Below are 25009 nucleotides of genomic sequence, written 5' to 3'. Positions count from 1 at the left end.
GGTGCGGTGGCTACTTGATTTGGTAGCCGACTACCTGTGCTTCATTCTGCATCTCTTGCTGCCACGCCTCCGAGAGTTCAGCGATCGACTTGCCGTCAGCGAGGCCCGGAACAATGACCTTCGCGTAGGAGGTTTCGATGCTGAAGTCGGGGTAGCTCCAACCGCTCCAAACGGAGGTGGCGGCAGCGTTCATGGCGCCGGTGAAGTCTCCGCCGAAGAAGCCACTTGATTCTTGGTCGGCGAGCCACGATTGAGCGGCGGCGTCATAGGCGGGCAGCCCGCCCGTGCCGGCTACCGCTGCATCGCTGGTGATGAATTCCATGAAGGTTTCGACAGCATCCAGATTCTCGGAGTGGCTCGAGGCGTACCAGACGCCGCCACCGATGTTGCCGGTGACTGCCTCTTCGCCTTCCCAGACGAGGGGAGCTGCCGCTGCCCAATCGCCCGCAGCAGCGTTGATGTTGCTGGGGTTCTGGATGAGTGCTCCGGCGTACCAAGCGGCTCCGGGCAGCGCGAGCAACTTGTCAGACTGCTCAACGAATTCGGCGCTAAACAGGCTGTCGGCGATGAGCGAACCGTTGTCGTGCATGGTGTCGAGCATCGCGGTCACGCGCTGCGAGTTGGGGTCTTGCAGATCAGAGCTGAAGGCGTCGCCATCGAGCTGGAAGATGGGAGCTTGACCAGCCCAGTAGTACACGTAGGGGCCAACGAACGAGTCGCCGATGGAACCGAGGAAGTAGCCGGGGTTCTCGTCAGCGAGGGTGGCGCCCAAGGCTTCGTATTCTTCCCACGTGGTGGGAACGTCGTAGCCGAGTTCATTGAACAGCGTCTCGTTGTACCAGAACAGCACGGGAGCGAGGTCGTTGCGTAGGCCGTAGACAGTGCCATCAACGGTCACGGGGTCGAGCGCGCCGTCGGTGAAGCCGTCGAGAAAGTCTTGGTCGAGGTAGCCGTTGTTGAGCGGGGCGGCGAACGCTTGGTTGCCGTTGGTTTCTTGAGCTGCCCACGACGCGTCGTTGGTCTGGCTCGAGAAGACGGCATCCGGCCAGCCTTCGCCTGCCTGATCGGCGAGCGAGATCTTGGTCTTCAAGGTTCCGGATGCTCCGGCAGAGCCGTCGTCGATCACGAGGTCGACATCGATTTCGGGGTGGGCCTCAATGAAGGACTCCACTGCGGACTGACGGGCGGCATCCGCCCAAATCGTGATCGTGGAATCCGCGACCTGTTCCGCGGTGGCGAAACCATACTCATCGTTGAACTCGGCGGAGGTTCCGCTGCAACCAGCGAGGAGTCCGAGAGTGGCGATGGTCGCTGCGGCTGTAAGAATGCGGCGTGATCGCTGGGGGCCAAAGTGCTGTGGTGCCATGTCGGTGGTGCCTTTCTGGGTCGACATCGTTGACGACTAGCCGCAGAGTGCGGTGGGAACAGTAGATCATACGTGTGACCTTTGCGCAATATCCCTGACGGAGGAGGTGTCACCCCGCGGTATCAGAGGCGCTACCGGCGCCAGAGTCGCGAGCCGGGAGGCGGTACACGGCTGCCGCGGTGCCGCCGACGACGGCTGCATGCTCCGCAGAACTGAGCTCGGCGAAGACGGATGAGAGCGCCGTCCATGTGCGCCGGTAACCGCCCGCCAGGATCGACACCGGCCAATCGCCGCCATACATCAGACGGTCGGCCCCGAAAATGTCGAACGCATCGTCAATGAAGGGGCGGATGAGGTCAACGCTCCATGCCTCCATATCGCCGGTGGCGGGGTAGAGCCCCGAGACCTTGGCCGAGAGCAGCGGGTTGGCTGCGGCATCCGCCAGCAGCGCCCGCCACTCGCGGTGCTCGGCGCTCGTGCCGCCGATCGGTGGTTTGCCGAGGTGGTCGAGCACAATGCGCAGTGTTGGGTGTCGTTCGCCGATACCGGGCAAGTGAATGAGGCTGGCCGGGCCGCCCGTGACGTAGTCGAACGCGAGGTCGGCGTCGTCGAGCAGGGCGAGGGTGGCATCGGGCGCGGGTCGCGTTATCCACGAGGGGGCGGGGCGCGTATGCAGCAGCGAGCGGATGCCGACGATGCGGCGTTCGGGCTCGTATCGGGCCAAAAGTTGCGCCGCGGCATCCGGGTCGTCAAGGGGCACCCAGCCGACGATGCCGGTGACGATCGGATTTCGGTCAGCGACCGCGATCATGTTGGCGGTGTCGGCTGAGTTGTCAGCAGCTTGAACCAGAACGATCTGGTTGATGCCGGCGGCGGTGAGCTCGGGCTCGATCTCGGGAACGTCGATTTCGCGAAAGAGCGGGCCGTCGGTTGGCCACGAGTAGTCGGCGCGGTCAAGGTTCCAGACGTGCACGTGCGAGTCGACGACGGGGGCGCTCGGGGTGTGGGGCGAGGTCATTCGCACAGCATCCCACCTTGAGGGCGGACGCCGCAGCAGTGCTAGCTGTGAGGTCGAGCCTCAACACCCAACTTGTCACACGCGGCGTCATACAGTTTCACGATCTCATGGCGGATCTCCGCGCGCTCGGTGATCTCCGTGCTCCAGGGCACGGTCACGTGGTGTTCGATGCCGTCGACATCCGAATACTGCCAGGTGCCCTCGGTGCCATCGAGTGACACCATGGCCGCTGAAATGGCGGCAGATTCCGCGAACGCACGAACGATGAGCAGATTGTCATCGTTGTGGTCGCTATTCATGTGGGCGAGAACGGCGGAAACAATTTCTTCGCTGAAGGTGGTCACGGGTCTACGGTACCTGCCGCGGTGGGTCAGTGGGGAAGACCGGTGGCTGACGCGGTCACACGAACAGCGTGAAGTTCGGCGCTGCGTGCGCTATCGCGATGAGCACGCCGAGGATGATCAGGAGTGTGCCCAGCATCCCGAAGTAAAGCGGGGATGGGGCGAGCGGAGAATGCGAGTTGTAGCGGGGGAGCCACTCCTCCTCAATTCGTGATCTGGCCCTACTGGCCGGCACCGGCAGAACGTCTGCTGCAGCGGCCCTCCGCCGCTTAGCAGCAGACGGCTTTGTGCTGCGAGCCACAGCACACGACGGCGCAAATTCTGCCGAATGGCGCATCACTTCGCACTCTTTCACAGCCTCCGGAACAGTGCGGACACAACCAACCAAGAACCCCCGCCCCCCCTGCCGAACTCTTCCTTGCACGAACAGCTTTACTCGGGGAACTTGAGCAACTACTAAGTGATACTTCGCACGACTTGTTCACGCGGCCAGGACTAGGACACCTAGCCGGCCAGCTCTACGCCGCACTGGCCGGCGGAACAACTCCAGTCACGGCGTCAGAAGCTGCCCGGCTGCTCAACATCACTGAACGTCATGCTGCAACGATCATGAGCAGACTTCGCAAAGCCAAACTCTTAATCTCTCGGAAAGATGAATGGTTACGCTCAGCGCGTGACCTGCGCGATCGCGCAGCTCGGCTACTGAATCTCAATGGAATCCTCGCTCAACGCCGTACACGCTACGAAGCCGAGCGCGAGGTCTGGACTTGGTGGCTTGCGGAGGACTCCACGATGAGATCGAAACCACGTGAGCGCCCTCATCGACCCATGTGACTAGTAGACCGGTCATATTTCCCGAAGAGCCTGGCGAACGCACATCGCCTCGCTACCTCCAAAACTTCGATGGCACTGCGAACCATAAAGAAGCGCGCAGTTACGTCGACGCCGGAGTCCTCTCCCCCACGAGCCGTTGGCAGCTTTGCGACGCTACTTAGCTGCCTCGCTAAGTAGGTTAGACATCTCTATACCGGTGTCTTGAGAGCAAGATATCGACTGATCTGTCACGCTCAAAAATACCGAAAGAGTCGCCTCCGTCATACTGATCGGGCGTCACTGTCTTCCACGTCCCATCGATGGAGTATCCATGCTTCGAAAGTAGCCATCTGAGGGATTCTGCCGAGCTTTCCGTGGCTGTGGGAGACAAACGAATAGCCTGAATCGGCAGTGCCGATGGGTTGTCTAGATTGGCAGAGTCGTCCGCAGCTTCGAAAGCAATTAGTGGTACACGTGGACGAGGTCCTGCCCGCCCCTGGCCAAAGATTATTTCAGCGCCATGGGGTGCCTCGATGGTGATCCTGCACTCCTTCTCATCTGCATACGATGCTGATTTTGCGGTTGTCATTGCGAGATTGCGTAGGGACTCATAGGTGTCCCAGAGAACGAGCTCATCTGGTCCTCCTGTGGGGTGTTCGGATTTTTGGTACAGCGCGAGGATCTCTTCAATTCGGGTATCGAGCGCAGCGTTCAACTTTTCCGGCAGATACGAGACCTTTGTCCAAGGCTGTGTTTGTTTCTGGCCTTCTCGAAGCTGAACGCCGAGGCTGACCTTGGGATCTATTCCGATAGCGCACCCGATATCTCCTCCTGCCGCGTAGGTCCGCCAGCAGAACATATTGTCGCTGTCGGTACTCGCACAAAACAAAAATCTGGACTCATGCATCAGACCATGAAGGTTTTCGATCTTGGAAGCGTTGTATCCGTGCAGAACATAATTCTCGAGCTCCCGAGCCCCGATTTTTTTCAGTTCTTTCGCGCGTTGGAGAGCTTCTAAGATCTTGACTTCGGCGAATGAGCGTTCGGCGGGGTCATTTTGGAAGCCTGCCTCAGTGGCCAGAAATGATTGAGAATCGAGAATCTTCCCGAGGGCCTCGAGGGTTGTGTAATGCCATACAAGTTCATCTGAGGAATTATTCATCTTTTCAAGACTAGCCTTCGGGCATCTGGCGCCAATCAAAGCCAAGCTGGCGATCTGATCAGTGTTGAAACTGCGCTGACGCTCCGTTCTTTTCTTTCGGCATTGTCATGCCTGTCTGGGGCAAAAATCGTCCGCGTCTGGTTCCTCCGAGCGCAATGGCTTTCGCGGCATATCCTCCCTCGCTGCGCTCAGTCCGGTATTCCACGGTCCATCGCGCTCTCCCCCGCAGCCGCTACTTGATTCGCTCGCCAGACAGGCAGAACAAATGGTGGCAAAGAGGAAAGAGTCAGAGATGGGAACCCTACAGATGGACAGCAGCGAACGTCGGGTCGTGGCCGTGGACAACGCAGTGCGAGCAGTCGAGGCGTACCTGCCATTCGCCGTAACGCTCGAGGCAGACATGGGCGGAACGTTCGCCCTCCACATCGACCTCGGCACCCGCGGAAACGTCGACGACCCCCGCGACACCGCCTTCATCGACCCCGAGGACGACGACCTTCAGTGGTACTTCGACATCGCCGGTGGCACCACCACGATCGCGTCAGGACTTCACCTCGACACTCGCCCCGTAGAGGTCGCGCGCTGGATCACCGAACAAGCACGACGCGCTGACTCACCCGCCATCAGCCACATCGCCCGCTAAGCGACTGCCGAAAGGAACCCAATGGACACGCTAGAAAACTTCGGCCCCGAACCGGTCAGCCCTGAGCAAGAGAGCCTGCAGAAAGCGATCGACACGGTCGAGCGCGAGATCCACGCACACCACGGCGACATCCACGCAGCAGCAATCGAGGTATTCCGCATGATGACCGGGAACTGAAAGCTCCAGAAAGGTAATCGAATGTCAGTAGCTTTAGAAGAGAATGGGCACATGAACAGCGGCGAAGGTAAAGAGATTTTTCGGCAGACTAGGCCCGCTCGCTGGCCTGCTCCAGCGAATTCCAACGTCACCATGACTGCTAGGGAATCTGCGGGGGAGTGGGTCAGCATTTTTTGGGAGCGTGACGATCTAGCTGCGAAGGGCGTGCTCCTCACCCTGATGACTCTTACGGCGGACGAGTTTCGAGCAATCGTAAGCGCAGCTTCTTTGAGTTAGCAGCTCAGGGAGAACTGCAAAATCCACCTCGCTTTGTCGCGCGTGAACCTAGTGATTGCCGCAACTAATCTCCAGTAGGCGGTGTCGGGTAGCCGGGAACCTCTTCTAGTAGCTCAGGCGCTCCCGGGATTTTTGGAATGCGCGCGTACAAGCGCAGAGAGGCATCTCGGAGGCGCTCCGCAAGTTGCGGCTCATGGCCTGCGTAGTCGATGAAGCGGAACACGCCATACTGCGTGACCCTGTTCGCGAGCACGAGAATCGCGGACATCGCGTCAGCGTCTGGGAACGAGACCCGCCGACCGTCAACCTCGGTGGAGACCCGTAGTTCGAGCGATGGCCACATCTTTCCGTGCGCCGAGCCAGCGGATGCGCGCCATAGGCGCTCGACTTGCGCCGGGTCGCCGAGGTCACTATCGGAGAGATTGGTCCTAATCTCCTGCGCTGCCGCTGTGACGAGCGTCAGGTATGACGGGTCATCGACCTTGACGCCGTGGCTCTCAATAATGTCGAGCAGATCGAGCCGCTGCTGCTTGAGTTTCGCCTTCCGCTCCGGGTCTATCTCGGCTTTCCGCTGCTCCGCCCAGTCTGCGAGGACGAGCGACAGATGCCGCCGCAGCACCTCGCGTGAGTCGCGCGATGCCATAACCCATACGGCTTGAGAGGCGGACTCGAGCGCCGCCCGCGCAAGCGTCTGTGATGGGCGGGCGCCGTGATGCACGATCGCGTCGGGGTGGGAGGTCATCGGGGCGGTATAGTCCGCCCACATAACGAGGTGTTCGAGCGCTGACGAAAGGTAAGAGCGGCACCACTTCTCGCATGACTGCGGAGACTCCTCATCGACGATATTGAAAGGCGAACCATCGGTTGCTGGCGGTGTCTCGGTCAGTAGATCGTGCATAAGCCGAGCGGATTGTGCCACCTCAATCCAAGGGCGTGACTGCTCTCGATTGATTTCAACACGGGAGGGAACATCGTCGGCATTCACGGCGAAAGCGTATCGCGACACGGTCAATAAGCTCTAGGCCATCTTTGGCCCGAGGCCGCTGAGCCGGGTAGTGAGCATGTGATGTCTTCGACGGAATCCTTACAGACAGAGAATCCGGCGCTGATGGCAGCTCTTGCCGTGTTGCGTTAGACGATGGGCTACCACACTCAATAAGACAAGGCTCGAGGCAATACATTTGCAGTAAAGTTCGATGAGGGTGGTGCGTCGCTCCTCTAATCACTCTCGGTACAGGCGGGCGAAGTGCGGATTTTGGCGCGACTGCTGATCGAGGTCAGCGCGTCTCAAAAAAGTGCATGGGCAACTATATCTGATCACAGGACGAGACCTTCGATATCGTGACCGTCTCCACCACCATCGGTACCCGGGTGAGCACATTCCGAAAGAGCGAGCAGCTCGCCGGGCGAGCAGCAGATCTGGCGATGCGCCGAAATCTTGGGTACCAGCTTCTGTCGACCATGAAGGTCGAGGGAGGCGGGTCAATCACGATCCTGGACACGCTCCAGCATCGCAAAAGTCGGTAGCGAGAACCTCGAGGGGCGGCTCCGGTCCCCCCTCGAGTGATGTTCTCAACCGCGCTTCGCGTCTTGCGCGGGCCTATGGACGGATCGCTGGCGTCGTAATAATAAACAGCTCAATACAACGAAGAACTTCCGGACTGGTCGGCTGCTTCTCTTACCTACTGCTGCCAATAGTTTGCTGTGTCGTCGCTCGGTTTCCTCATTTCGGCGAGCCTCGTCAGCCGCTTTGTAGCGTTCCTTCAGCGAGAGGTGGATGATGCTCATGGCGACGAAGGAGAGGGCGCCAGCGAGAAAAAGAAGACCAAATATGTAGTAGAGGAACTTGTGCTGTTCGCTAACGATGGCGGCCGCTGAGTATGCAGCGACCGCACCAACTGTCATTTGCCATCGAAGCCACATGAGCGTTCGTGAGACTCGAGCACGAGGGGCACCCATCATCGACCAACCAAGCCCTAGGAAGAAAACTAGCGACAGGGCGGTCCCGATTATTGGGAGCCGTCGACCCGGTACCGGGTCTAGAAGAGGAAACCATCGGGGCTCGATCGACACCATAGTGAAGGCAAGCACTATGAAAAACATCCATAGCAGGGCGATGATCTGAACCACTAGCATCGACTTTTCCAAATTCTTAACGCTTTTAGTCTTCTCTTGTGATTTCACTATTCCCCTTTGAATGAAGCGGACGTTGTCCCGCCAGTTTTCGAAACGTTGATTTGCGGTGCCAGCACTGAGGCCAGCACATGCACCGCGCGGAGCAGCAATCATGAGCCAAGGATCGTCGAAGCGCACCCTGGCTGACTACAGACGGACAAAGGCCTGTTCGTCGGGCGGTGTGCCGCCCAGATTTCCCCCATGTCCAGGTATTTCTTAGCGTTGAGCATCGCGGTGTAGGCGTTGTCGGAGTATCCGAGGTAGCGCACCTTGCCCATGTGGAATGTGTTCGACATATCGGATTTCGTGTCGGCGCCAACGTGCCTCCGCAGAGCGGTTGCGCGCGGCGAGGTTACCCCGAGCTTGGCCGCCAATTCGGAGGCGGTTAGATAGTACTTCTTTTGCAGGTCCACAATACGGACGGCGGAGGCGTCAGCGCCGTCGCTGACGTACGTGACGGGCATTCCGCCGCTTCGAACGAAACGCACTTCGAGCTCGACTCCTTCGCCGCTGAGATTGGCGCTCACCCCGTTGAGTTTTGGGAATACTTGATCTCGGCTCTTACCTTCTGCGATGCCTTTCACCACGCGGATCACGTCCTTGTTTGACACAAGCGTGTCCGGGTCGGAGTGAGCCTCCATCGCAAGCAGCGTTCGAATGTGGCCTCGCGCCTGTGCCCCCATTCGGCGCCCCGGTTTCAAGAGATCCCGCACTCGCTCATACTCCTCGTCCACGAGAAGCTGAAAGTCTTTTGGCGGCTCAGCGCCAATCGGGAGCACTCGCCGCGGTATGTGATTGCCCAAGTGCTCTTCGAACACACGCAACAGTAAGTCGTCGAAGAGGGTCACGCCGGCTCTGATGTGCATGTAGAGAATTGCTTCATCGACAACCGAATACCAATGCTGTTCCTCGTCGCGCATCGCGTCGATAGTTCGAATCAGCCCTGCTTCGTCGGCGGCCAGCTTGATCTTCCCATCGCCTTGAGCAATCTTGATGGCCTTCTCGAGACCGATCGACTTGCCGGTCTTTTTATCGAACACCGCCGCTCCGCCTTGATTGAGGGCAGCTTTCAAAAGCATCTCGAAGGCATGTTGCATCCGCAGAAGCACGTTGGTGACGCGGCCATCATCATCGAGACCGTTAAAGGCGATCACGCTCGCTCGGACAGACGCGACTGCCTTCCCTTTTAGGATCCGAGCACTTTGACGAAGCTTCATGTTGTCAGCTTCGACTACCGCAACGATCCGGCACCTTTTCGACACGCACGGAGTTGATGGAGTTTCCGGTAAGTCCGCATGTGAATCCTTGAACGCCGCCGCGAATGCAATCCGGAGAGTGAGTATGCGATGTCTTCGACGGCATCCTCACAGATAGAGAATCCGACGCTCACGACAGCTCTCGCCGTGTTTCGTCAGCCGATCCACAAACGGGAGTACTTCTAGCCGCTATCGAGAGATCTGTACGCCCCGTTCTCCCGCGATTCAGGAATCCCGTAAAGCCTGTCCGGATCAGAATCTCGAAAGGGCCCCCTAAACGGAGCCGCAAAGCAGTGCTCGTAGTTGCCGGCGCGGCTGCCGCCGCAGGTGTGCGGCACACCCAGAAACGACTGCTGGGGGAGAACTAGCGGCCGAGCCAGCCGCCATCCACGTTGAGGATGGCGCCCGAGACGTAGTCGGAGGAGCGCGAGGCGAGGAACACGGTGGCGCCCGCGAGGTCGCTTCCGACGCCCCAACGACCGGCCGGGATGCGGTCGAGGATCGCCTTCGAGCGGTCGGGGTCGTCTTGCAACGCCTGGGTGTTGTCGGTCGCGATGTAGCCGGGGGCGATCGCATTCACGGTGATGCCCTTGCCCGCCCACTCGTTCGAGAGCGCCTTCGTGAGACCGGCGATGCCCGACTTCGCTGCCGTGTAACCGGGAACGTTGATGCCGCCCTGAAAACTAAGCAGCGATGCGGTGAAGATGATCTTGCCGCGACCACGCTCGATCATCGAGCGAGCGATGGCCTGCGTGAGCGTGAACTGGCTCGACAGGTTCACCTGAATAACTCGGTTCCACAGGTCGGTGGGGTGGTCGACGGCGGGGGCGCGCTCGATAGTTCCGGCATTGTTGACGAGAATGTCCACGTTGCGGGTCGAGAGAGTCTCGCCCAGCGCGGCTACGGCATCCGGGTCGGCGAAGTCGCAGGCGATGCCCTCGAAGGTGCGGCCATACGAGGTGACCGCCTTCTCGATGTCGCTGCCCGAAGCTTCGATGGAGGCGCTGACGCCGATGATGTTCGCGCCGGCGGCGGCGAGAGCCTCAGCCATGGCGAAACCGATTCCACGGCGTGCGCCCGTGACGACCGCGGTGGTTCCGGTGAGGTCAAACATGCCGTTCATGGGGTTGCTCTTCTCATTCGTGCTCACTTCTGGCCCGCGACATCCACGAGAATCTTCATCGCTTTGCCGGCGGCAAGGTCAGCAAAAGCTTCGCTGGTTTGCGAGAGCGGCACAATGCGTGTGATCAGTAGGTCGGCGGGGATGACGCCGCCATCAAGCAGTTCGATCGCTTTCTCGAAGTCGGTGCGCTGGTAGACGCGCGCTCCCATAATCGTGAGTTCGCGCCAGAAGACGCGCTGCAGGTTGATCTCGCGAGGCGTGGGGTGGATCGCGACAACCACGAGAGTTCCGCGCACCTTCGCGAGGTCGGTCGCGCCGAGCACGGCCGCCGCAGCACCCGAAACTTCGAAGACCACGTCGGCACCGGCATCCCCGGTCCACTCGTTGACCCAGGCCACCTGGTCAACTTCGAGCGGGCTGAGGGTCGTGAAGCCGAGGGCGTCAATTTGGGCGCGGCGGCCAGCATCGATCTCGATGACGGCAACCTCGGCGCCAAACTCGCGAGCGACGGAAGCGATGAGAACACCGATGGGGCCGCCACCGATGATCACGGCCTTATCGCCGGGCTTCAGGCCCGAACGGCGCACATCGTGCACGGCAACAGCGGTGGGTTCGACGAGCGCGGCGTGATCGAGGCGCAACTCGGGCGGCAACGCGACGAGCGTTTCGGCGGGAACATTCCACTTGCCCTGCAGGGCGCCGGGGGAGTCGATGCCGATGAAGTCGAGGTTCTGGCAAATGTGCTGGTTGCCGGCGAGGCAGGCGGGGCAATTGTTGCACCACCAGAGCGGCATGACCGCGACGTGGTCGCCGACGTTCCAGCCGTCAACACCGTTGCCGAGAGCGGAAATGGTGCCGCTCATCTCGTGGCCGAAGGTCAAGGGCAACTGCACGCGGGCATCCATGTTGCCGTGCAGGATGTGCATATCGGTGCCGCACAGCCCGTTGTAGGCGACCGCAATTTGAACGTCACCAGCGGCCGGAGGCTTCGGTTCGTACTCTTTGACCTCAAGGCGTTGCTCGCCTACGTAACTCACGCTCAACACTGGTGCGCTCCTTTGCGATTAGTGGTGCGCGCGGGTCGAATGCGAGCCGGATGCCGGAATGCGGCCCGTCTGAAGCACTGATTCCCTTGCGCCTATTTCTGCGTCATACTAGCATGATCAAACGATTGTTCACGAGTATCTACAGAAGGCTGAACAGCAATGAATGACCGCAACGGCGCACCAACGGAGTCTGCGCCACTGGACCGCCCCCTCGAGGGAATCCTTGTTCTGGACTTCAGCCAATTCTTGGCCGGACCAGTCGCAGCGATGCGTCTCGCCGACCTCGGAGCCCGCGTCATCAAGATCGAACGCCCTGGCACGGGAGACATCGGTCGCACCCTTGCGTTCGCCGGTCGCGAGTTCGACGGCGACACTGTTTCGTTCCACGCGATGAACCGCAACAAGGAGTCGATCACTGCTGACCTCAAGGTCGCCGACGACCTCGCCTACGTGAAAGAACTCGTCGAGCGTGCCGACGTGATTATCCAGAACTTCCGCCCCGGCGTGATGGAACGTATCGGGCTCGACTTTGAATCCGTGCGCGCCCTCAACCCCGGAATCGTCTACGCCAGCGCGACCGGGTACGGCGAAGAGGGTCCGTGGAAGGATCGCCCGGGGCAAGACCTGCTCGCTCAGTCGATGTCGGGCATTCCGTGGCTCAACGGCTCGAAGACTGACGGCCCCGTGCCGGTCGGGCTCTCGATCGCGGACCACCTGATGAGCTGCCACATCGCCCAGGGGGTTACCGCGCTTCTCGTGCGCAAGTTCCGCACTGGCAAGGGCGGCCTCGTGCAGACCAGCCTGCTCGAAGCGATGCTCGACCTGCAGTTCGAGCTGCTGAGCACCAAGCTCAACGACGACAGCATCACGGTGCAGCGCCACGGCGAACACTCGGCCCATGCCTTCTTGGCAGCGCCCTATGGCACCTATCCCACCACTGACGGTTACATCGCCATGGCCATGAACCCGCTGCCGAAACTGGGCGACCTGCTCGGCATTGCAGAACTCAGCGCCATGCTCGACCCGCAGCTCGCCTGGGATCGCCAAGAGTATGTCGAAGAAGTTCTCGCCGCACACTTCGCGACCGGCACCACCCAGCAGTGGCTTGACATTCTCGATGCCGGCGACGTGTGGTGCGCTCCCGTGCTCACGCTCGACGAACTGCTGGCCTCGGGTGGGTTCGAAGCGATTCGGATGACGCAGCCCGTCAGCCGCGGAGGCAGCGACCTGCTGACCACCCGCAGTCCCATCCGCGTTGACGGCCAGATTCTCGCGAGCACTAAAGCGGCCCCGACTCTCGGAGAAGACAACGATCGGGTGCGGGCCGAGTTCCCGTCGCGCGCTGCTGCTAGCGGTGCCGCCGCCGCCGGTGCCTCAACCGCAACCCCGGGGGCCTCCGCATGAGCCCGACGATCATCAAGGGAATGACCTGGGAACACGAGCGCGGCTACGGCAGCGTCGTGAAGGCGGCCGAAGCGTATCGCTCGGTGGCTCCCGATGTTGAAGTGCAGTGGGAGTACCGCTCGCTACAGGCTTTTGCCGACCAAGATCTGGAGAGCCTGGTTGAGCAATACGACCTGCTCGTGATCGATCATCCACACATTCCGGTTGCGGCAGAAGACACACTCTTCGCGCCGCTGAACGGGCGCGGCTTTGACGCCGAGTTGGCCACGTTGGCAACGCAGTCGGTCGGCCGTTCGCACGAGTCGTACCAACACCTTGGCCAGCAGTGGGGCCTCGCGCTCGATGCTGCCGCGCAGGTTGCCGCGTACCGCCCCGACCTTCTCGAGGCGCCGCCCCGCACGTGGCCTGAGGTGATTGCGCTCGCCGAAGAAGGCCGGGTGCTGTGGCCGTTCAAGCCCGTCGACTCGTACTCGAGCCTCATCACGATCGCCGCTGGGCTGGGCGAAGACCCGATGGCAACGCCCGGAGTCTTCCTCTCCGAAGATGTACTGACCCGGTCGATGGAGTTGCTCACGCGTCTGGCCCGCTTGGTGCCCGCTGATAATGCCGGCTTCAACCCGATTCAGGTCGCCGATGTGCTCGCCGAGAGTGACACCTTCGCGTACTCTCCCTTGCTCTTTGGTTACACGAACTATTCGCGTGCCGGCTACCGGTCGAATCGCGTTCAGTACATCGACATCCCGAGCTCCACTCGCGGCGTTGCCGGTTCCCTGCTCGGCGGTGCTGGTATCGCAGTGTCGTCACGCAGCCAGGTAATGGATGCCGCGATTACGCACGCCTTCTGGCTCGCGTCAGGCGACGTGCAAGAGAGCTCGTACTACGACGGCGGCGGCCAGCCGGGCAATGCGGTCGCGTGGGAAAGCGCGCGCACCAACGCCGACAGCCTCGACTTCTTCACCGGCACGCGCGCAACGCTCGAAGGCGCTTACATGCGCCCCCGCTTCGCGACCTACATCGAACTACAGAATGCGGTCTCCCCGCTCGTGACCTCAGCCCTTCTGGGCGAAATCACAATCGCTGAACTACGCGAACGCCTCGATGCGGGCGTCGCAGAATGGCTGGTGCGCTGATGCTCACGAAAGACCGCTGGTACGACGACCACGAGGTAGGGGAGCGTCGCGAGACCGTCGGCCGCACCATCACCGAAGCCGACATAGTGCTGCACGCTGGCCAGACCGGTGACTTCTTTCCGCACCACATGGATGCCGAATGGATGGCAACGCAGCCCGCCGGGCAGCGAATCGCCCACGGCACGCTCATCCTCTCCGTCGCGGTGGGAATGACGGCCGGCGACATCAATCCGCAGGCGATGAGTTATGGCTATGACCGCATCCGCTTCATCCGCCCCGTCTTCATCGGCGACACCATTCGGGTGACGGCAGAGATCAACGAGATGTCGTTGCATGCCAAGCGACCGGAGGAGGCGGGCTACCTGCACGAGCTGGTGACGGTAACCAACCAACACGGTGACACCGTGATGGTTCTTACTCACCTGTATTTGGTCAATCGACGTACCAGCGAGTAATCGCCCGAATACACTGGCAACCATGGCTACTTTGAGTGATGTTGCGACCCGCGCCGGAGTTTCGGTGTCGGCGGTCTCCCGCGTGCTGAGCGAAAAGCCCGGCGTGCGGGTGAGCGTGGCAACGCGGCAACGCATTCACGATGCCGCCAAAGAACTCAACTACCGGCCCAACTTCACCGCTCGGGCGCTCAAGTCATCGCGCACTCACGCGGTTGGCCTTGTTGTTCCTGGCGTCACGAACGCGATTTTCGCCGAGCTCATGCGCGGTGTCGAGGAAGAGGCGAAAGCCAAGGACTACATGGTGCTGATCGCGAGCACCGAACGGTTGCCCGAGGGCGAAGAGTCGATTCCGCGCCTCATGGGCGAAGGTCGCGTTGATGGTGTTCTTGTGCAGTTCGGTGACCACTTGAGTGGCGACGACCTGCGCACTGTGACTGACAGCGGCTTGCCTGTGATCTCGATCAATACGATCAACCCGGGCAAGGGTGGTTCCGTTCGCGTTGAAGACGAGGCGGGGATGCGCCTCGGGACCGAGCACCTCATCGAACTGGGTCACACCCGCATCGGCTACGCCGGTGGTGTGCCGACGTCGGAATCCGGGCAGCGCCGTCTCGCCGGCTTCCTGGGCGCGATGGCCGACGCCAAGCTCACGGTAGAGCCTGAACTTGTGACCGAGTTCGGCTACTACCCCAAGCAGGGTGCTCAGGCTCTGGATGCCATGGCCGAGCTCTCGACGCCACCCACCGCGGTAGTCGTAGCGAACATCAACGCTGCGCACGGTGTGCTTTCCGAGGCACGACGGTTGGGCATCCGCGTTCCGGAAGACATGTCGATCGTCGCGATGCACGACACCTGGACGGCCGAAATTGCGTGGCCGCCACTCACGTGCGTTCGCTTGCCGCTCTATGAACTGGGCCGCGCCGCGATGGCGAGCCTGTGGGATAACATCAACTCCGGCACCGCCGAAGACCGCGTTATCGCCGATCCAGCACCGGAGCTGATCGTGCGCGAATCAACTGCGCCACCCGCGCGCTAACACTCCCTGGAGACATCAACAGTGAAGACCAGATCAACTCAGCGTGGACTTGAACTGACCGAGATCGGCCTCGGCGCTGCCCAGTTGGGCAATCTCTATCGCGAGACCACCGACGCCGATGTCGAACAGGGCGTGGCAGCGGCCTGGGATGCGGGCGTTCGCTACTTCGACACCGCTCCGCACTACGGGCTGGGGCTCTCCGAGCGTCGCCTGGGCGAACAGCTGCGCACCCACCCGCGCGACGAATATGTAATCTCGAGCAAGGTCGGCAAGCTGCTCGTGCCCAACCCCGGTGGAGAAGGCCGGATGGACGATCAGGGCTTCGCCGTGCCCGCCGTCACCAAGCGACAGTGGGATTTCAGTCGCGACGGCATCCTCCGCTCGGTCGAAGAATCTCTCGCCCGCACCGGGCTCGACCACTTCGACGTGCTCTACATGCACGACCCCGACGACCACTTCGAGCAAGCGTCGACGGAGGGAATCGCCGCACTCATTGAGCTTCGCGAGCAGGGCGTCGTGAAGACAGTGGGGGCAGGCATGAACAGCTCCACGTATCTGGCTGAGCTGATCCGTCGCGCCGACGTCGACCTCGTCATGTGTGCTGGACGCTTCACGCTCATCGACGATTCGGCGCTCGCCGACCTGATGCCCCTCGCGCTCGAGCGCAACGTTGGTGTCGTCGTCGCCGGGGTCTACAACTCCGGCCTCCTGGGGCGCAATCGCCCCAGCCCCGACGCCACTTTCGACTACGAACCCGTGCCGCCCGCCATTCTGGAGCGAGCCAATCGGGTAGCTGACGCGTGCGAAGCCCACGGCGTCACTCTGCCCGAAGCGGCTATCGCTTACGTGCTGCGGCATCCGGCGGTTGTCTCGGTGGTGGTCGGCGCTCGCGGTGGCGACCAGGTGCGCTCGAACATCGAGCGCTATGCCGCCACGATGCCCGAGAGCCTGTGGAGTGACCTCGAGGCCGTCGGGCTGGTTGCCGCGCTCTAGCTCCCTCTAAAGACCGCTCTTGGGCGGATGCGGTTTCACATGCTTGTGATCAAACGATTGATCAGATACCGTGACCACTATCGCTCGCTAGTAGAAACGAGGCGCCCTTCCCATGGGACTCACTGACACAGCCCTAACCATTACCGCCGTGCGCGCAGTGTTGCTTTCGCACCGGTACCAGCCCGGAGAAGAACTCACGTGGGTCGGAGGCACCATTTGGTCATGGGACGCCGCCCTCGTCGAAGTAACCCTCTCTGATGGAACCACCGGAGTCGGAGAAGCGGGAGCGGGCATCATGGCCGCCGCCGCCGTGCCCGGAATCGTCGATGCGTTCCGCCCCTACGTTCTCGACCACGAGTTCGCGCACCCCCTCGAAGTCGCCGACCACCTGCGCGCCTACACCGCCTTCTGGGCGCGGGGCGGAATGCTCAACGGCGTTGCCGGAGCAATCGAAACCGCTGCGGTGGATGCCGTGGGCAAGCGCCTCGGCGTTCCCGCCTACGAAGTGCTCGGTGGCCTCAAACGCGACTGGATCGAGTCGTACGCCAGCGGCGGCCTCGGCACCACGTTCGGCGAGGTCTCCGACTGGGCCGCCGCCCAGATCGACGCCGGCTTTGGCACCGTGAAGTTCCGCGCCATGACCGACCCCGACACCACCATCAAGCTGCTTGATCACGTGACCGCGCTGCTGCCCGAGGGCGTGCAGTTCGTCATCGACGCCGTGCAGGCCTGCGCCTCTGACCCGTGGCCCGTCGACGAAGCGATTCGTGTCGGGCACAAGGCGGCCGCGCTTGGCGCCCGCTGGTATGAAGAACCGTGCCAAGCGGATGACGTGGCGGGCTACGCCGCCGTGCGTGCCGCCGTCGACGTGCCGATCTCCGGTGTCGAATCCAACGGAACCGTGCGGGACTTCGCGCAACTGCTCGACGCCAACTCGCTCGATGTCGCCCAGCCCGATGTCACGTTCGTTGGTGGGCCCAAGGCTTTCGCTCAGGTCGCCGAGCTCGCTCACGCGACCGGCGTGAAGACCGTGCCTCACGTGTGGGGCAGTGGCGTCACCTTCGCCGCGAACCTGCACACCGTGCTCGCCAACCCCTACGTTGAGCTCTTCGAATACTGCACCCTGCCCAATCCGCTGCGCGAAGCGATGCGGGTGGAAGAGGTCGTGTTCAAGGATGGCGGCATCGTCGCTCCGAAGGCCGCCGGCCTCGGCATCCAGCTCACTCCCGAAATCGAAGCCCAGTTTCCGTTTAGCCCTGGAGGTGGACATGTCATCCGCTAACCCCACGCCCGCGGCATCCGAAGCCGCAGCATCCGGAGCCGAAACCACCCACGCAGGTTTCACCCCATTGCCCGGCGACGAGCGCCTCACGACCGCGATTCTGAGCGATTCGTGCGACGAATCGGGCCTGCGCAATCAGGTGCTGACGCAGCGACTTGCCCCCATCACTCCGGGCTCGCGCGCGTTCGGCCGCGCCCGCACGGTGCGCTTCGCTCCGGCGCTCGAGTCAGATCTCGATGATCCGTACAAGGAGTCGATCGACTTCATCGACGGCATCGGTGCTGGCCAGATGATTGTCATCGCCACCGACAACAGCAACGACTCCGGTTTCTGGGGCGAACTGTTTAGTGCGGCGGCCCTGGGCGCGAAAGCCTCGGGAGTCATCACCGATGGCAACCTGCGCGACACTGACAAGATCGCCGAACTCGGCTTTCCGTCGTTCTCACGCTCGCGCCGCCCCATCGACTTTCGGGCCCGGATGCGCGTGATCGCCGCCGACGTCGTGGTTGAGCTGGGTGGGGTGCTGATTGCGCCCGGCGATCTCGTGATGGCCGATGACGACGGAGCGGTCGTGATCCCGCAGTCGCACGAAGAAGAAGTGCTGACTCGCGCCCGCGCGCGCGCGGCCAACGAATCAACGGTCTTGGCAGAACTGCTGGCCGGAGACTCGCTGCGCGCCGTGTGGGAACGGCACGGGATTCTCTAAACTGGCCACCTGCGAAGGGACTACACCGTGGTTTTTCCAATCATCGACGCTCACCAGCACATCTGGAACCCCCATCGGGCTCACTATGACTGGCTCGACGAATCGCTCGCACCGATTAATCAGGTGATGACCTTCGACCAGGTGCTTCCTGAATTGCGGGATGCCGGAGTCGACTACACCGTTCAAGTGCAGTCGGCAGACAATTTCGATGACACACGCTTGATGACGGAGTGCGCGGCCGCCAACCATGAGGTTGCGGCGATTGTGGGCTACGCACCCATCGATCGGCCCGAGCAGGCGGCCCGCACGATCGAGGCGTGGGAAGGTGACACCCGCATGGTCGGGGTGCGCACTCTCATCCACAATCAAAAAGACCCGGAGTGGTTGCTGCTCCCCAACGTCGACGAGGGGCTCACGGTGCTGGAGCGCGCCGGGCTCACCTTCGACGTGGTCGCGGTTCTGCCCGAGCACTTGGCGATCATTCCCGAATTGTCGCGGCGGCATCCGGAGCTTCGCATGGTTATTGACCACTTGGCCAAGCCGCCGATCGGGCTCGCCGAGCGCGAGCCCTGGTGGTCGGCGATCCAGACGGCCGCGGAGAACCCGAACGTATACGCGAAGGTTAGCGGCCTCTATTCGGCCGCCGGTGACCCGCAGCAGTGGACCACCGAATACGTGCGCCCGTTCTTTGAACGAGCTCTCGACGTGTTCGGCCCTTCGCGCCTGATGTACGGCGGCGACTGGCCCATTTCCGTGCTCGCCGGCGGATATACCCGCGTCTGGCAGGGCCTCCAACCACTCTTTGACAGCGTGGATGCCGCAGACCGCGAGCAGTTGCTTGGTCGTACCGCTGCGGAGTTCTACCGCATCGATCCCGCACGCCTTGGCCGTTAAAGGGCCGAGTATGCACAGCTAGATAACAGTTGAAAAACCTTTGATCAAACGTTTGCACAACTTCGGCGCTTGGTATAACGTTTGAGCACCGGAGAAACCGAGCCGTTCCAGTGGCCCGTAGCTCTCCACTACGAAGCAGTAGTAACCCTCACCAAGGAGTGTCAATGAAGACGAAGAGGTTCCTTTCCGCCAGTGCAGGAGTGGCCATAATTTCCGCCGCTGCACTCGTTCTATCCGGCTGTTCAGCTGACGGTGGCGCATCCGCCCCAGAGCAGACCGACTCGGGTGGAAAAATCACGGTGTGGGTTGACCCGCCCCGCGTTCCCGCCGCAGAAGCTTTCCAAGAGGCACACCCCGAGATCGAAATCGACGTTGTGCAGATCGACGGCACGGTCGGTGGCCAGACGGTCAAGCAGGCGTTCGCCAACTTCGACTCCGCAGGTTCAGGATGGCCTGACGCCATCTTCTTCCCCTCCAACGACGACATCGCATGGGCAACGGGTGCAGCCAGCAACTACGCAGCCGACCTCACCGATCTGCTTCCCGATGTCATCGATGGTTATGACCCCGCAGTGCTCTCGTTCTGCGACATCGATGGTCAGATCCGCTGCCTCCGCAACGACGCTGCCCCCGACGTGTTCTGGTACAACAAGGCCTTCTTCGACGAGAACGGCTACACGCTGCCCACCACGTGGGAAGGCTACGGCGACCTCGCAGTACAGATCGCTGCAGAGCACCCTGACAAGATCAGCGGATTCCTCGGCGACGCCTACGCTGTCAACCGTTACCTTCAGGCCGCGGACTGCCCCACGAACGACCGTCTCTCAGAGTCGGAAGTTCACATCAACCTCGATGACCCGAACTGTGTTCGTGCCAACGAACTGCTCACGCAGATGTACGACGGTGGCGCACTCACCACTCAGGGCATCTTCGACGGTGACGCCGCAGCAGCGGGTGTCAACATGGTCATGAGCCCGGGTGCTGTGTGGTGGGGTAACTACCTCTTCCGCGACACCTGGAAGATCCCGGCCGGTCAGATGAGCGCAAGCGCACCGCTGACCTGGGAAGGCGAGTCGAGCCCGACTGCCGGTAACGAAGGTGGCGGCCTCTGGGGTGTTTCCTCGCACATCACCGGAAAGCAGCTCGAAAACACGCTGACCTTCGCCACCTTCGTGGCGACTGACCCGGCATGGCAGGTTGAGCTTTCGACCGGTCTCCCCGGTTACGGCCCGATTCAGGATGCTTGGCTCGAGAAGCTCGAAACTGACGGCTACTTCGCTGACGTTGCTTCTGTTCAGCAGGCATTCAAGGATGCCGCTGGCGCCGTAGCGCCGTACTCGTACATGCTCTACGACACCGGTGCAGCCTGGACCGAAACGGTCAGCCCCACGCTGATCGCCGATGGATCCATCAGCGACGCGCTCAGCACCTTCGGTACTGAACTCGTGAACCGCGCCAACTCGGTCGGCTACACGGTCACCGCCGAATAGAAGTAACCAGCTAGGCACAGCATGTGTGGGGGTTTCAGATCCTTGAGGCCCCCACACTCTGTTCCACTCCCCAAGTCAGAGGCGAGGAATACATGAGCAGCTCAACGCTAGCCACGAAACGTACGGAGCCCCCGGCTGCCGGCGGCCGTGCATCCACCACTCCCCGGCGCCACCGCACGCGCCACGCAGAATCCCGCGGCGCATGGATCTTGCTCGCCCCGTACCTCGCGCTCTTTCTCGTCGCAGCCGCGATCCCCATCGGCTACGCCTTCTGGATCGCCCTGCAAAAAGCACCAACCCTCGTCAACCCGGCAAGCGGGTTTGGCGGCCTTGACTCGTTCATCACGGTAATTACCGACTACCGGTTCTCCGGAACGTTCATCAACATCTTCTCCGTCATGATCGTGTGGTTGCCGCTCATGATGATCGGCATCGTCGGTCTGGCTCTTCTGGTTCACGCCAGCCCCGGTCGCTTCGGCTCCACGATGCGCTTCTTCTACTTCATCCCCGGCGCGTTGAGCGGAATCGCCAACTTCGTTCTCTGGGTTTACCTGCTGCACCCCACGCAGTCGCCCCTCGCGCCGCTCTGGCAAGAGGTCGGCTTCGGCTCGCTCAAAGAGATTGTTACCGACGGCAACATGCCGATGATTCTCACGGGCATGCTCTTCTTCCAGGGCGTCGGAACCTGGATCATCGTCGTCAACGGTGGCCTCAACGGCATCCCTGATGAAATCTTCGAAGCCGCCAAGATCGACGGTGCCAGCGCGTGGCACCTTGCGTGGCACATCAAGCTGCCGCTCATCCGCCCGTGGATCGGCTACGCGGCCCTCATGAACTTGGCCTACGGCTTCCAGCTCTTCCTTGAGCCCTACCTCCTTCGGCAGATCTCGTCGGGAGCTATCGCCGGGGAATGGGCGCCAACTCAGCTGGGTTACGCCTTCGCGTTCACCAACCGAAACTTCCCGGCCGCGGCCGCACTATCAATCATCCTGCTCGTGATCACCCTGAGCATCGGAGTCGTCATCGTAATGAAGAGCGGACTCTTCGGCGACGAGAAGGAGAAGAAGCGATGAGCAACAGCGCTCCCGGCGTCGTTGGCGCCAAACACTGGACCGTCGGTCGCATTGCCCGCATCACCGTCATGGTGATCATCGCTGCCGCGTTCATCCTGCCCATCATCGGCTTCATTGCGATGGCCTTCCGCAGTCAAGAAGGCGTCCTAGCCGGCACCGATGGCTTTCTCGGACTCGGTGGAATGTCCTGGGACAACGTGGTCTTCAGCTGGAGCCAAATCAACGGCTTCGGTCCCGGAGACGGCGGCCTCTTCACCCGCTGGGTAGGCAACTCGCTCGTCGTCGCTGTCATCGGTGGAGTGCTCGCCCTCGTCGCGGCCCTTCCGGCCGGCTACGCGCTGGCACGGTTGCGATTCCGTGGCCGCAAGGTCATGCTCTTTGCGACGCTGCTCGCGATGGTGATGCCCAACACGGTTCTCGTCATCCCGCTGTTTCTTGAAGTGAACGCGATCGGTGCAGTAGGTGAACTATGGCCGGTCGCGGTCATCATGGGCTTCTTCCCCTTCGGCACCTACCTCGTCTATATCCACTTCATGACGACGATGCCGCAAGAGCTCGTCGAAGCCGCCCGCATCGACGGCCTCAGCGAAATCGCCACCTTCTTCTACGTGGCGCTTCCGATCTCCAAGCAGGTCATTGCTCTCGTCGCCTTCTTCTCCTTCGTGGCCAACTGGACGAACTTCTTCCTGCCTTTGGCCCTACTAACCTCGAACCAGGAAAACAAGACGATCTCGATCGGCATCCAAGAGCTCATCGGTGCTAGCCCGCTGTTCAATGCCACCGTGGCGGCCGGCCTCGATGTGAAGCTCTACATGCCGCAACTCGCGCTCGCCACGTTCCTCTCGATGATCCCGCTGCTCATCGTGTTCCTCACCGCGCAGCGCTTCCTTATTCGTGGACAAACCGTTGGTGCGGTGAAGGGATAACAATGAAGCGAGTAGCCCAGGTCATCGGCCTCCCACCCGAGAACCGCGAAGAGTACGAGCGATACCACGCCGCTGTGTGGCCATCGATTCTTGAACGACTCGCGGCCAGCAACATCCACAACTATTCGATCTATCGCCACGGCGACCTGCTGTTCTCGTACTTCGAGTACACGGGTGACGACTACGAAGCCGATCAAGCCGCCATCGCGGCTGACCCAGAAACTCAGCGCTGGTGGGCTCTGCAAGAGCCGCTGCAGCAGCCGCTGGATGAACGGGCGGAGGGCGAGTGGTGGAAAGAGCTGCCCGAGGTCTTCCACGTTGACTAGCTGACACCGCGACTCACACGCACTACCGCGCACCGCAGCGCACCCAGACGCGCCTCACCAGCGCACATACCTTTTATCGGTTCTGAGCAAGGAGAACTCTTCAGCATGACTACTATCACCAGCGTTGACGTCTACGACGTGCGTTTTCCGACGTCGCTCACCGCCGACGGCTCAGACGCCATGAACAAGGATGGCGACTACTCGGCCGCCTATGTTGTACTCCGCACAGACGAAGAGGGCGTCGCGGGCTACGGCTTCACCTTTACCATTGGCCGCGGAAACGACATCTGTGCGCTCGCTGCCGAACAGCGGGCCGAACCGCTTGTGGGCCGCGATGTCGACGAGATCGTCGGCGACCTCGGTGGCGTTTACCGCGAGCTGAAGTCTGACTCGCAACTGCGCTGGCTTGGGCCAGAAAAGGGTGTCGAGCACTTGGCGATGGCCGCCGTGATGAACGCCGTGTGGGATCTTGCCGCTCGTCGGGCGAACAAGCCGCTCTGGCGTCTGCTCGCCGACATGACCCCCGAGCAGCTCGTCGACACCGCCGACCTCAAGTACTTGAGCGACGCCATCACTCGCGACGAAGCCATTGCGCTCCTCACCGAGCTGGCCGACAGCAAAGAGCAGCGCATCGCCGAGCTCACCGAGTCGGGCTACCCCTGCTACACGACGAGTGCCGGCTGGTTGGGTTACTCGGATGAGAAGCTTCGTCGTCTCTGCCAAGAGGCCGTGGATGCTGGCTACCGCCACATCAAACTGAAGGTCGGAGCGAACCTCGACGAGGACATCCGCCGCTGCCGCATCGCCCGCGAAGTGATCGGTGACGACGCCAAGCTCATGATCGACGCTAACCAGGTGTGGGATGTTGACGAGGCCATCGCCTGGGTGAAGGCGCTCGCCGAGTTCAAGCCGCTGTGGATCGAAGAGCCGACGAGCCCGGATGACGTGCTCGGCCACGCTGCGATCCGCAAGGCTGTCGCCCCGATCGGTGTCGCCACGGGAGAGCACGGCATGAACCGGGTGCTCTTCAAGCAGATGTTCCAGGCCGAAGCCATCGACTTCTGCCAGCTCGACTCGGCCCGTCTCGCCGGCCCGAACGAGATTATCGCCGTGTACCTGATGGCCAAGAAGTTTGGTGTTCCGGTTTGCCCGCACGCGGGCGGCGTTGGCCTCTGCGAGCTCGTGCAGCACCTCTCGATCTTTGACTACGTTGCCGTGTCGGGCACGCTCGAGAACCGGGTAACCGAGTTCGTCGACCACCTGCACGAGCACTTCGTTGACCCCTGCATCGTCGAGAACGGCGCCTACCGGGTGCCGATGGCGCCGGGTTACTCGGCCCAGATGCACGAGTCGTCGCTTGCGGAGTTCTCGTTCCCCGCGGGGAGCTACTGGGCGGGTGTCGCTGTCGGGTCGTAGTTTCATTTGTCGATGGTGGTCTGCCTTGGATGAGGTAGACCACTTTCGCATTTCCGAGGGCAGTTGAGGGAAAGCCCCTTATCGGTGAGCGCTGGCGGTTGCGCGCGATTAGCGGCCACATCCCCGTGAAGGCGAGCGTTTACAAAGGGCAACACAAAACCCAAGCGCTAGCCGACACGCCGCATGACCCCCAAACTGGGGGTAACGCTTGACGGCGCAGGGCGAGTAGCTTCACCACTACCCCCATTGGGGGGACAAACCCGCAGAGCACAACCCGTAAAGCACAACCCGCCCCGCAGAGCACTCACCCCGCACTGCATCGTAAGCCCCCAGCAGAGCACTCACCCGCGCTCGCGTGCCTTCGGCGCGCACCCCACCGACACCCGAAATGTCGTGATCCCCTTGCACGTACGTATTTCGCCCCCGAGTTCACGTACCGGCCTCAGCACCACTTGTTCCACCATCGGCCCGGATCCCTACCG

General features: G+C 61.6%; 24 protein-coding genes. 16 read left to right on the top strand and 8 right to left on the bottom strand.

Annotated features, from left to right (window positions below):
* Nucleotides 1-10: 10 nt before the first annotated feature.
* The 4 genes from ACWTV3_RS07915 to ACWTV3_RS07900 all read right to left on the bottom strand — a co-directional run bounded on the left by ACWTV3_RS07915 (nucleotide 11) and on the right by ACWTV3_RS07900 (nucleotide 4700).
* Entirely contained in the window at nucleotides 11-1393 is a 1383-nt protein-coding gene (locus ACWTV3_RS07915; protein WP_498477641.1) for an ABC transporter substrate-binding protein, read from the bottom strand.
* Nucleotides 1394-1475: 82 nt separating this feature from the next.
* Entirely contained in the window at nucleotides 1476-2384 is a 909-nt protein-coding gene (locus ACWTV3_RS07910; RefSeq protein WP_498477640.1) for an amidohydrolase family protein, read from the bottom strand.
* Nucleotides 2385-2425: 41 nt separating this feature from the next.
* A complete protein-coding gene (locus tag ACWTV3_RS07905) occupies nucleotides 2426-2728 on the bottom strand; it encodes a DUF2470 domain-containing protein (protein WP_498477639.1) in 303 nt (100 codons plus the stop codon).
* Nucleotides 2729-3737: 1009 nt separating this feature from the next.
* Nucleotides 3738-4700 carry a DUF2971 domain-containing protein gene (locus ACWTV3_RS07900; protein WP_498477638.1) on the bottom strand — a complete coding sequence of 321 codons (963 nt, stop codon included), beginning with the start codon at nucleotides 4698-4700 and terminating at the stop codon, nucleotides 3738-3740.
* Nucleotides 4701-4992: 292 nt separating this feature from the next.
* On the opposite strand from ACWTV3_RS07900, the gene ACWTV3_RS07895 reads away from it, so the two are divergent.
* Together ACWTV3_RS07895 and ACWTV3_RS07890 are read left to right on the top strand one after the other, a co-directional pair.
* Entirely contained in the window at nucleotides 4993-5343 is a 351-nt protein-coding gene (locus ACWTV3_RS07895; protein WP_498477637.1) for a hypothetical protein, read from the top strand.
* Between the two features lie 21 nt (nucleotides 5344-5364).
* Entirely contained in the window at nucleotides 5365-5520 is a 156-nt protein-coding gene (locus ACWTV3_RS07890) for a hypothetical protein (RefSeq protein WP_498477636.1), read from the top strand.
* 340 nt (nucleotides 5521-5860) lie between these two features.
* On the opposite strand, the gene ACWTV3_RS07885 is transcribed toward ACWTV3_RS07890, so the two are convergent.
* The gene (locus tag ACWTV3_RS07885; protein WP_498477635.1) at nucleotides 5861-6538 is read right to left on the bottom strand and encodes a hypothetical protein; all 678 of its coding nucleotides are present in this window, start codon (nucleotides 6536-6538) and stop codon (nucleotides 5861-5863) included.
* Nucleotides 6539-7500: 962 nt separating this feature from the next.
* Here ACWTV3_RS07885 and ACWTV3_RS07880 point away from each other — a divergent pair.
* Nucleotides 7501-7674, top strand: coding sequence for a hypothetical protein (locus tag ACWTV3_RS07880; RefSeq protein WP_498477634.1), 174 nt, complete (start codon nucleotides 7501-7503; stop codon nucleotides 7672-7674).
* Between the two features lie 407 nt (nucleotides 7675-8081).
* On the opposite strand, the gene ACWTV3_RS07875 is transcribed toward ACWTV3_RS07880, so the two are convergent.
* The 3 genes from ACWTV3_RS07875 to ACWTV3_RS07865 form a co-directional block, all read right to left on the bottom strand.
* Nucleotides 8082-9188 carry a DUF8611 domain-containing protein gene (locus tag ACWTV3_RS07875; RefSeq protein ID WP_498477633.1) on the bottom strand — a complete coding sequence of 369 codons (1107 nt, stop codon included), beginning with the start codon at nucleotides 9186-9188 and terminating at the stop codon, nucleotides 8082-8084.
* 403 nt (nucleotides 9189-9591) lie between these two features.
* Nucleotides 9592-10341, bottom strand: coding sequence for an SDR family oxidoreductase (locus ACWTV3_RS07870; RefSeq protein WP_498477954.1), 750 nt, complete (start codon nucleotides 10339-10341; stop codon nucleotides 9592-9594).
* Between the two features lie 32 nt (nucleotides 10342-10373).
* The gene (locus tag ACWTV3_RS07865) at nucleotides 10374-11396 is read right to left on the bottom strand and encodes a zinc-dependent alcohol dehydrogenase (RefSeq protein WP_498477632.1); all 1023 of its coding nucleotides are present in this window, start codon (nucleotides 11394-11396) and stop codon (nucleotides 10374-10376) included.
* Nucleotides 11397-11555: 159 nt separating this feature from the next.
* Between ACWTV3_RS07865 and ACWTV3_RS07860 the strand changes: the two genes are divergently transcribed.
* The 13 genes from ACWTV3_RS07860 (at nucleotide 11556) to ACWTV3_RS07800 (ending at nucleotide 24527) form a co-directional block, all read left to right on the top strand.
* The gene (locus ACWTV3_RS07860; protein ID WP_498477631.1) at nucleotides 11556-12800 is read left to right on the top strand and encodes a CaiB/BaiF CoA transferase family protein; all 1245 of its coding nucleotides are present in this window, start codon (nucleotides 11556-11558) and stop codon (nucleotides 12798-12800) included.
* Nucleotides 12797-13930 (top strand): type 2 periplasmic-binding domain-containing protein, encoded by a 1134-nt coding sequence (locus ACWTV3_RS07855; protein WP_498477630.1) that lies wholly within the window; start codon nucleotides 12797-12799, stop codon nucleotides 13928-13930. The genes ACWTV3_RS07860 and ACWTV3_RS07855 overlap by 4 nt, the downstream gene beginning before the upstream one ends.
* Nucleotides 13915-14385 (top strand): MaoC family dehydratase, encoded by a 471-nt coding sequence (locus tag ACWTV3_RS07850; RefSeq protein WP_197122553.1) that lies wholly within the window; start codon nucleotides 13915-13917, stop codon nucleotides 14383-14385. Before ACWTV3_RS07855 ends, ACWTV3_RS07850 begins: the two co-directional genes overlap by 16 nt.
* 22 nt (nucleotides 14386-14407) lie before the next feature.
* Nucleotides 14408-15421, top strand: a complete 1014-nt coding sequence (locus ACWTV3_RS07845) for a LacI family DNA-binding transcriptional regulator (RefSeq protein ID WP_498477629.1) — start codon at nucleotides 14408-14410, stop codon at nucleotides 15419-15421.
* 21 nt (nucleotides 15422-15442) lie between these two features.
* Nucleotides 15443-16414 (top strand): aldo/keto reductase, encoded by a 972-nt coding sequence (locus ACWTV3_RS07840; protein ID WP_498477628.1) that lies wholly within the window; start codon nucleotides 15443-15445, stop codon nucleotides 16412-16414.
* Nucleotides 16415-16526: 112 nt separating this feature from the next.
* Nucleotides 16527-17696 (top strand): mandelate racemase/muconate lactonizing enzyme family protein, encoded by a 1170-nt coding sequence (locus ACWTV3_RS07835; protein ID WP_498477627.1) that lies wholly within the window; start codon nucleotides 16527-16529, stop codon nucleotides 17694-17696.
* Nucleotides 17683-18402 (top strand): RraA family protein, encoded by a 720-nt coding sequence (locus tag ACWTV3_RS07830; protein ID WP_498477626.1) that lies wholly within the window; start codon nucleotides 17683-17685, stop codon nucleotides 18400-18402. The genes ACWTV3_RS07835 and ACWTV3_RS07830 overlap by 14 nt, the downstream gene beginning before the upstream one ends.
* A 27-nt stretch (nucleotides 18403-18429) precedes the next feature.
* Nucleotides 18430-19296 (top strand): amidohydrolase family protein, encoded by an 867-nt coding sequence (locus ACWTV3_RS07825; protein WP_498477625.1) that lies wholly within the window; start codon nucleotides 18430-18432, stop codon nucleotides 19294-19296.
* 164 nt (nucleotides 19297-19460) lie between these two features.
* A complete protein-coding gene (locus ACWTV3_RS07820; RefSeq protein ID WP_498477624.1) occupies nucleotides 19461-20786 on the top strand; it encodes an ABC transporter substrate-binding protein in 1326 nt (441 codons plus the stop codon).
* Between the two features lie 92 nt (nucleotides 20787-20878).
* Nucleotides 20879-21859 (top strand): carbohydrate ABC transporter permease, encoded by a 981-nt coding sequence (locus ACWTV3_RS07815; protein WP_498477623.1) that lies wholly within the window; start codon nucleotides 20879-20881, stop codon nucleotides 21857-21859.
* Entirely contained in the window at nucleotides 21856-22785 is a 930-nt protein-coding gene (locus tag ACWTV3_RS07810; protein WP_498477622.1) for a carbohydrate ABC transporter permease, read from the top strand. The genes ACWTV3_RS07815 and ACWTV3_RS07810 overlap by 4 nt, the downstream gene beginning before the upstream one ends.
* 2 nt (nucleotides 22786-22787) lie before the next feature.
* A complete protein-coding gene (locus ACWTV3_RS07805; RefSeq protein ID WP_498477621.1) occupies nucleotides 22788-23111 on the top strand; it encodes an L-rhamnose mutarotase in 324 nt (107 codons plus the stop codon).
* A 105-nt stretch (nucleotides 23112-23216) separates the two neighbouring features.
* Complete coding sequence (locus ACWTV3_RS07800) at nucleotides 23217-24527, top strand: L-fuconate dehydratase (protein ID WP_498477620.1); 1311 nt, start codon at nucleotides 23217-23219, stop codon at nucleotides 24525-24527.
* Nucleotides 24528-25009: the final 482 nt, after the last annotated feature.

The sequence above is a fragment of the Salinibacterium sp. AL4.1 genome, from assembly GCF_059767305.1.
This window is presented reverse-complemented; position numbering and strand designations above follow the sequence as displayed.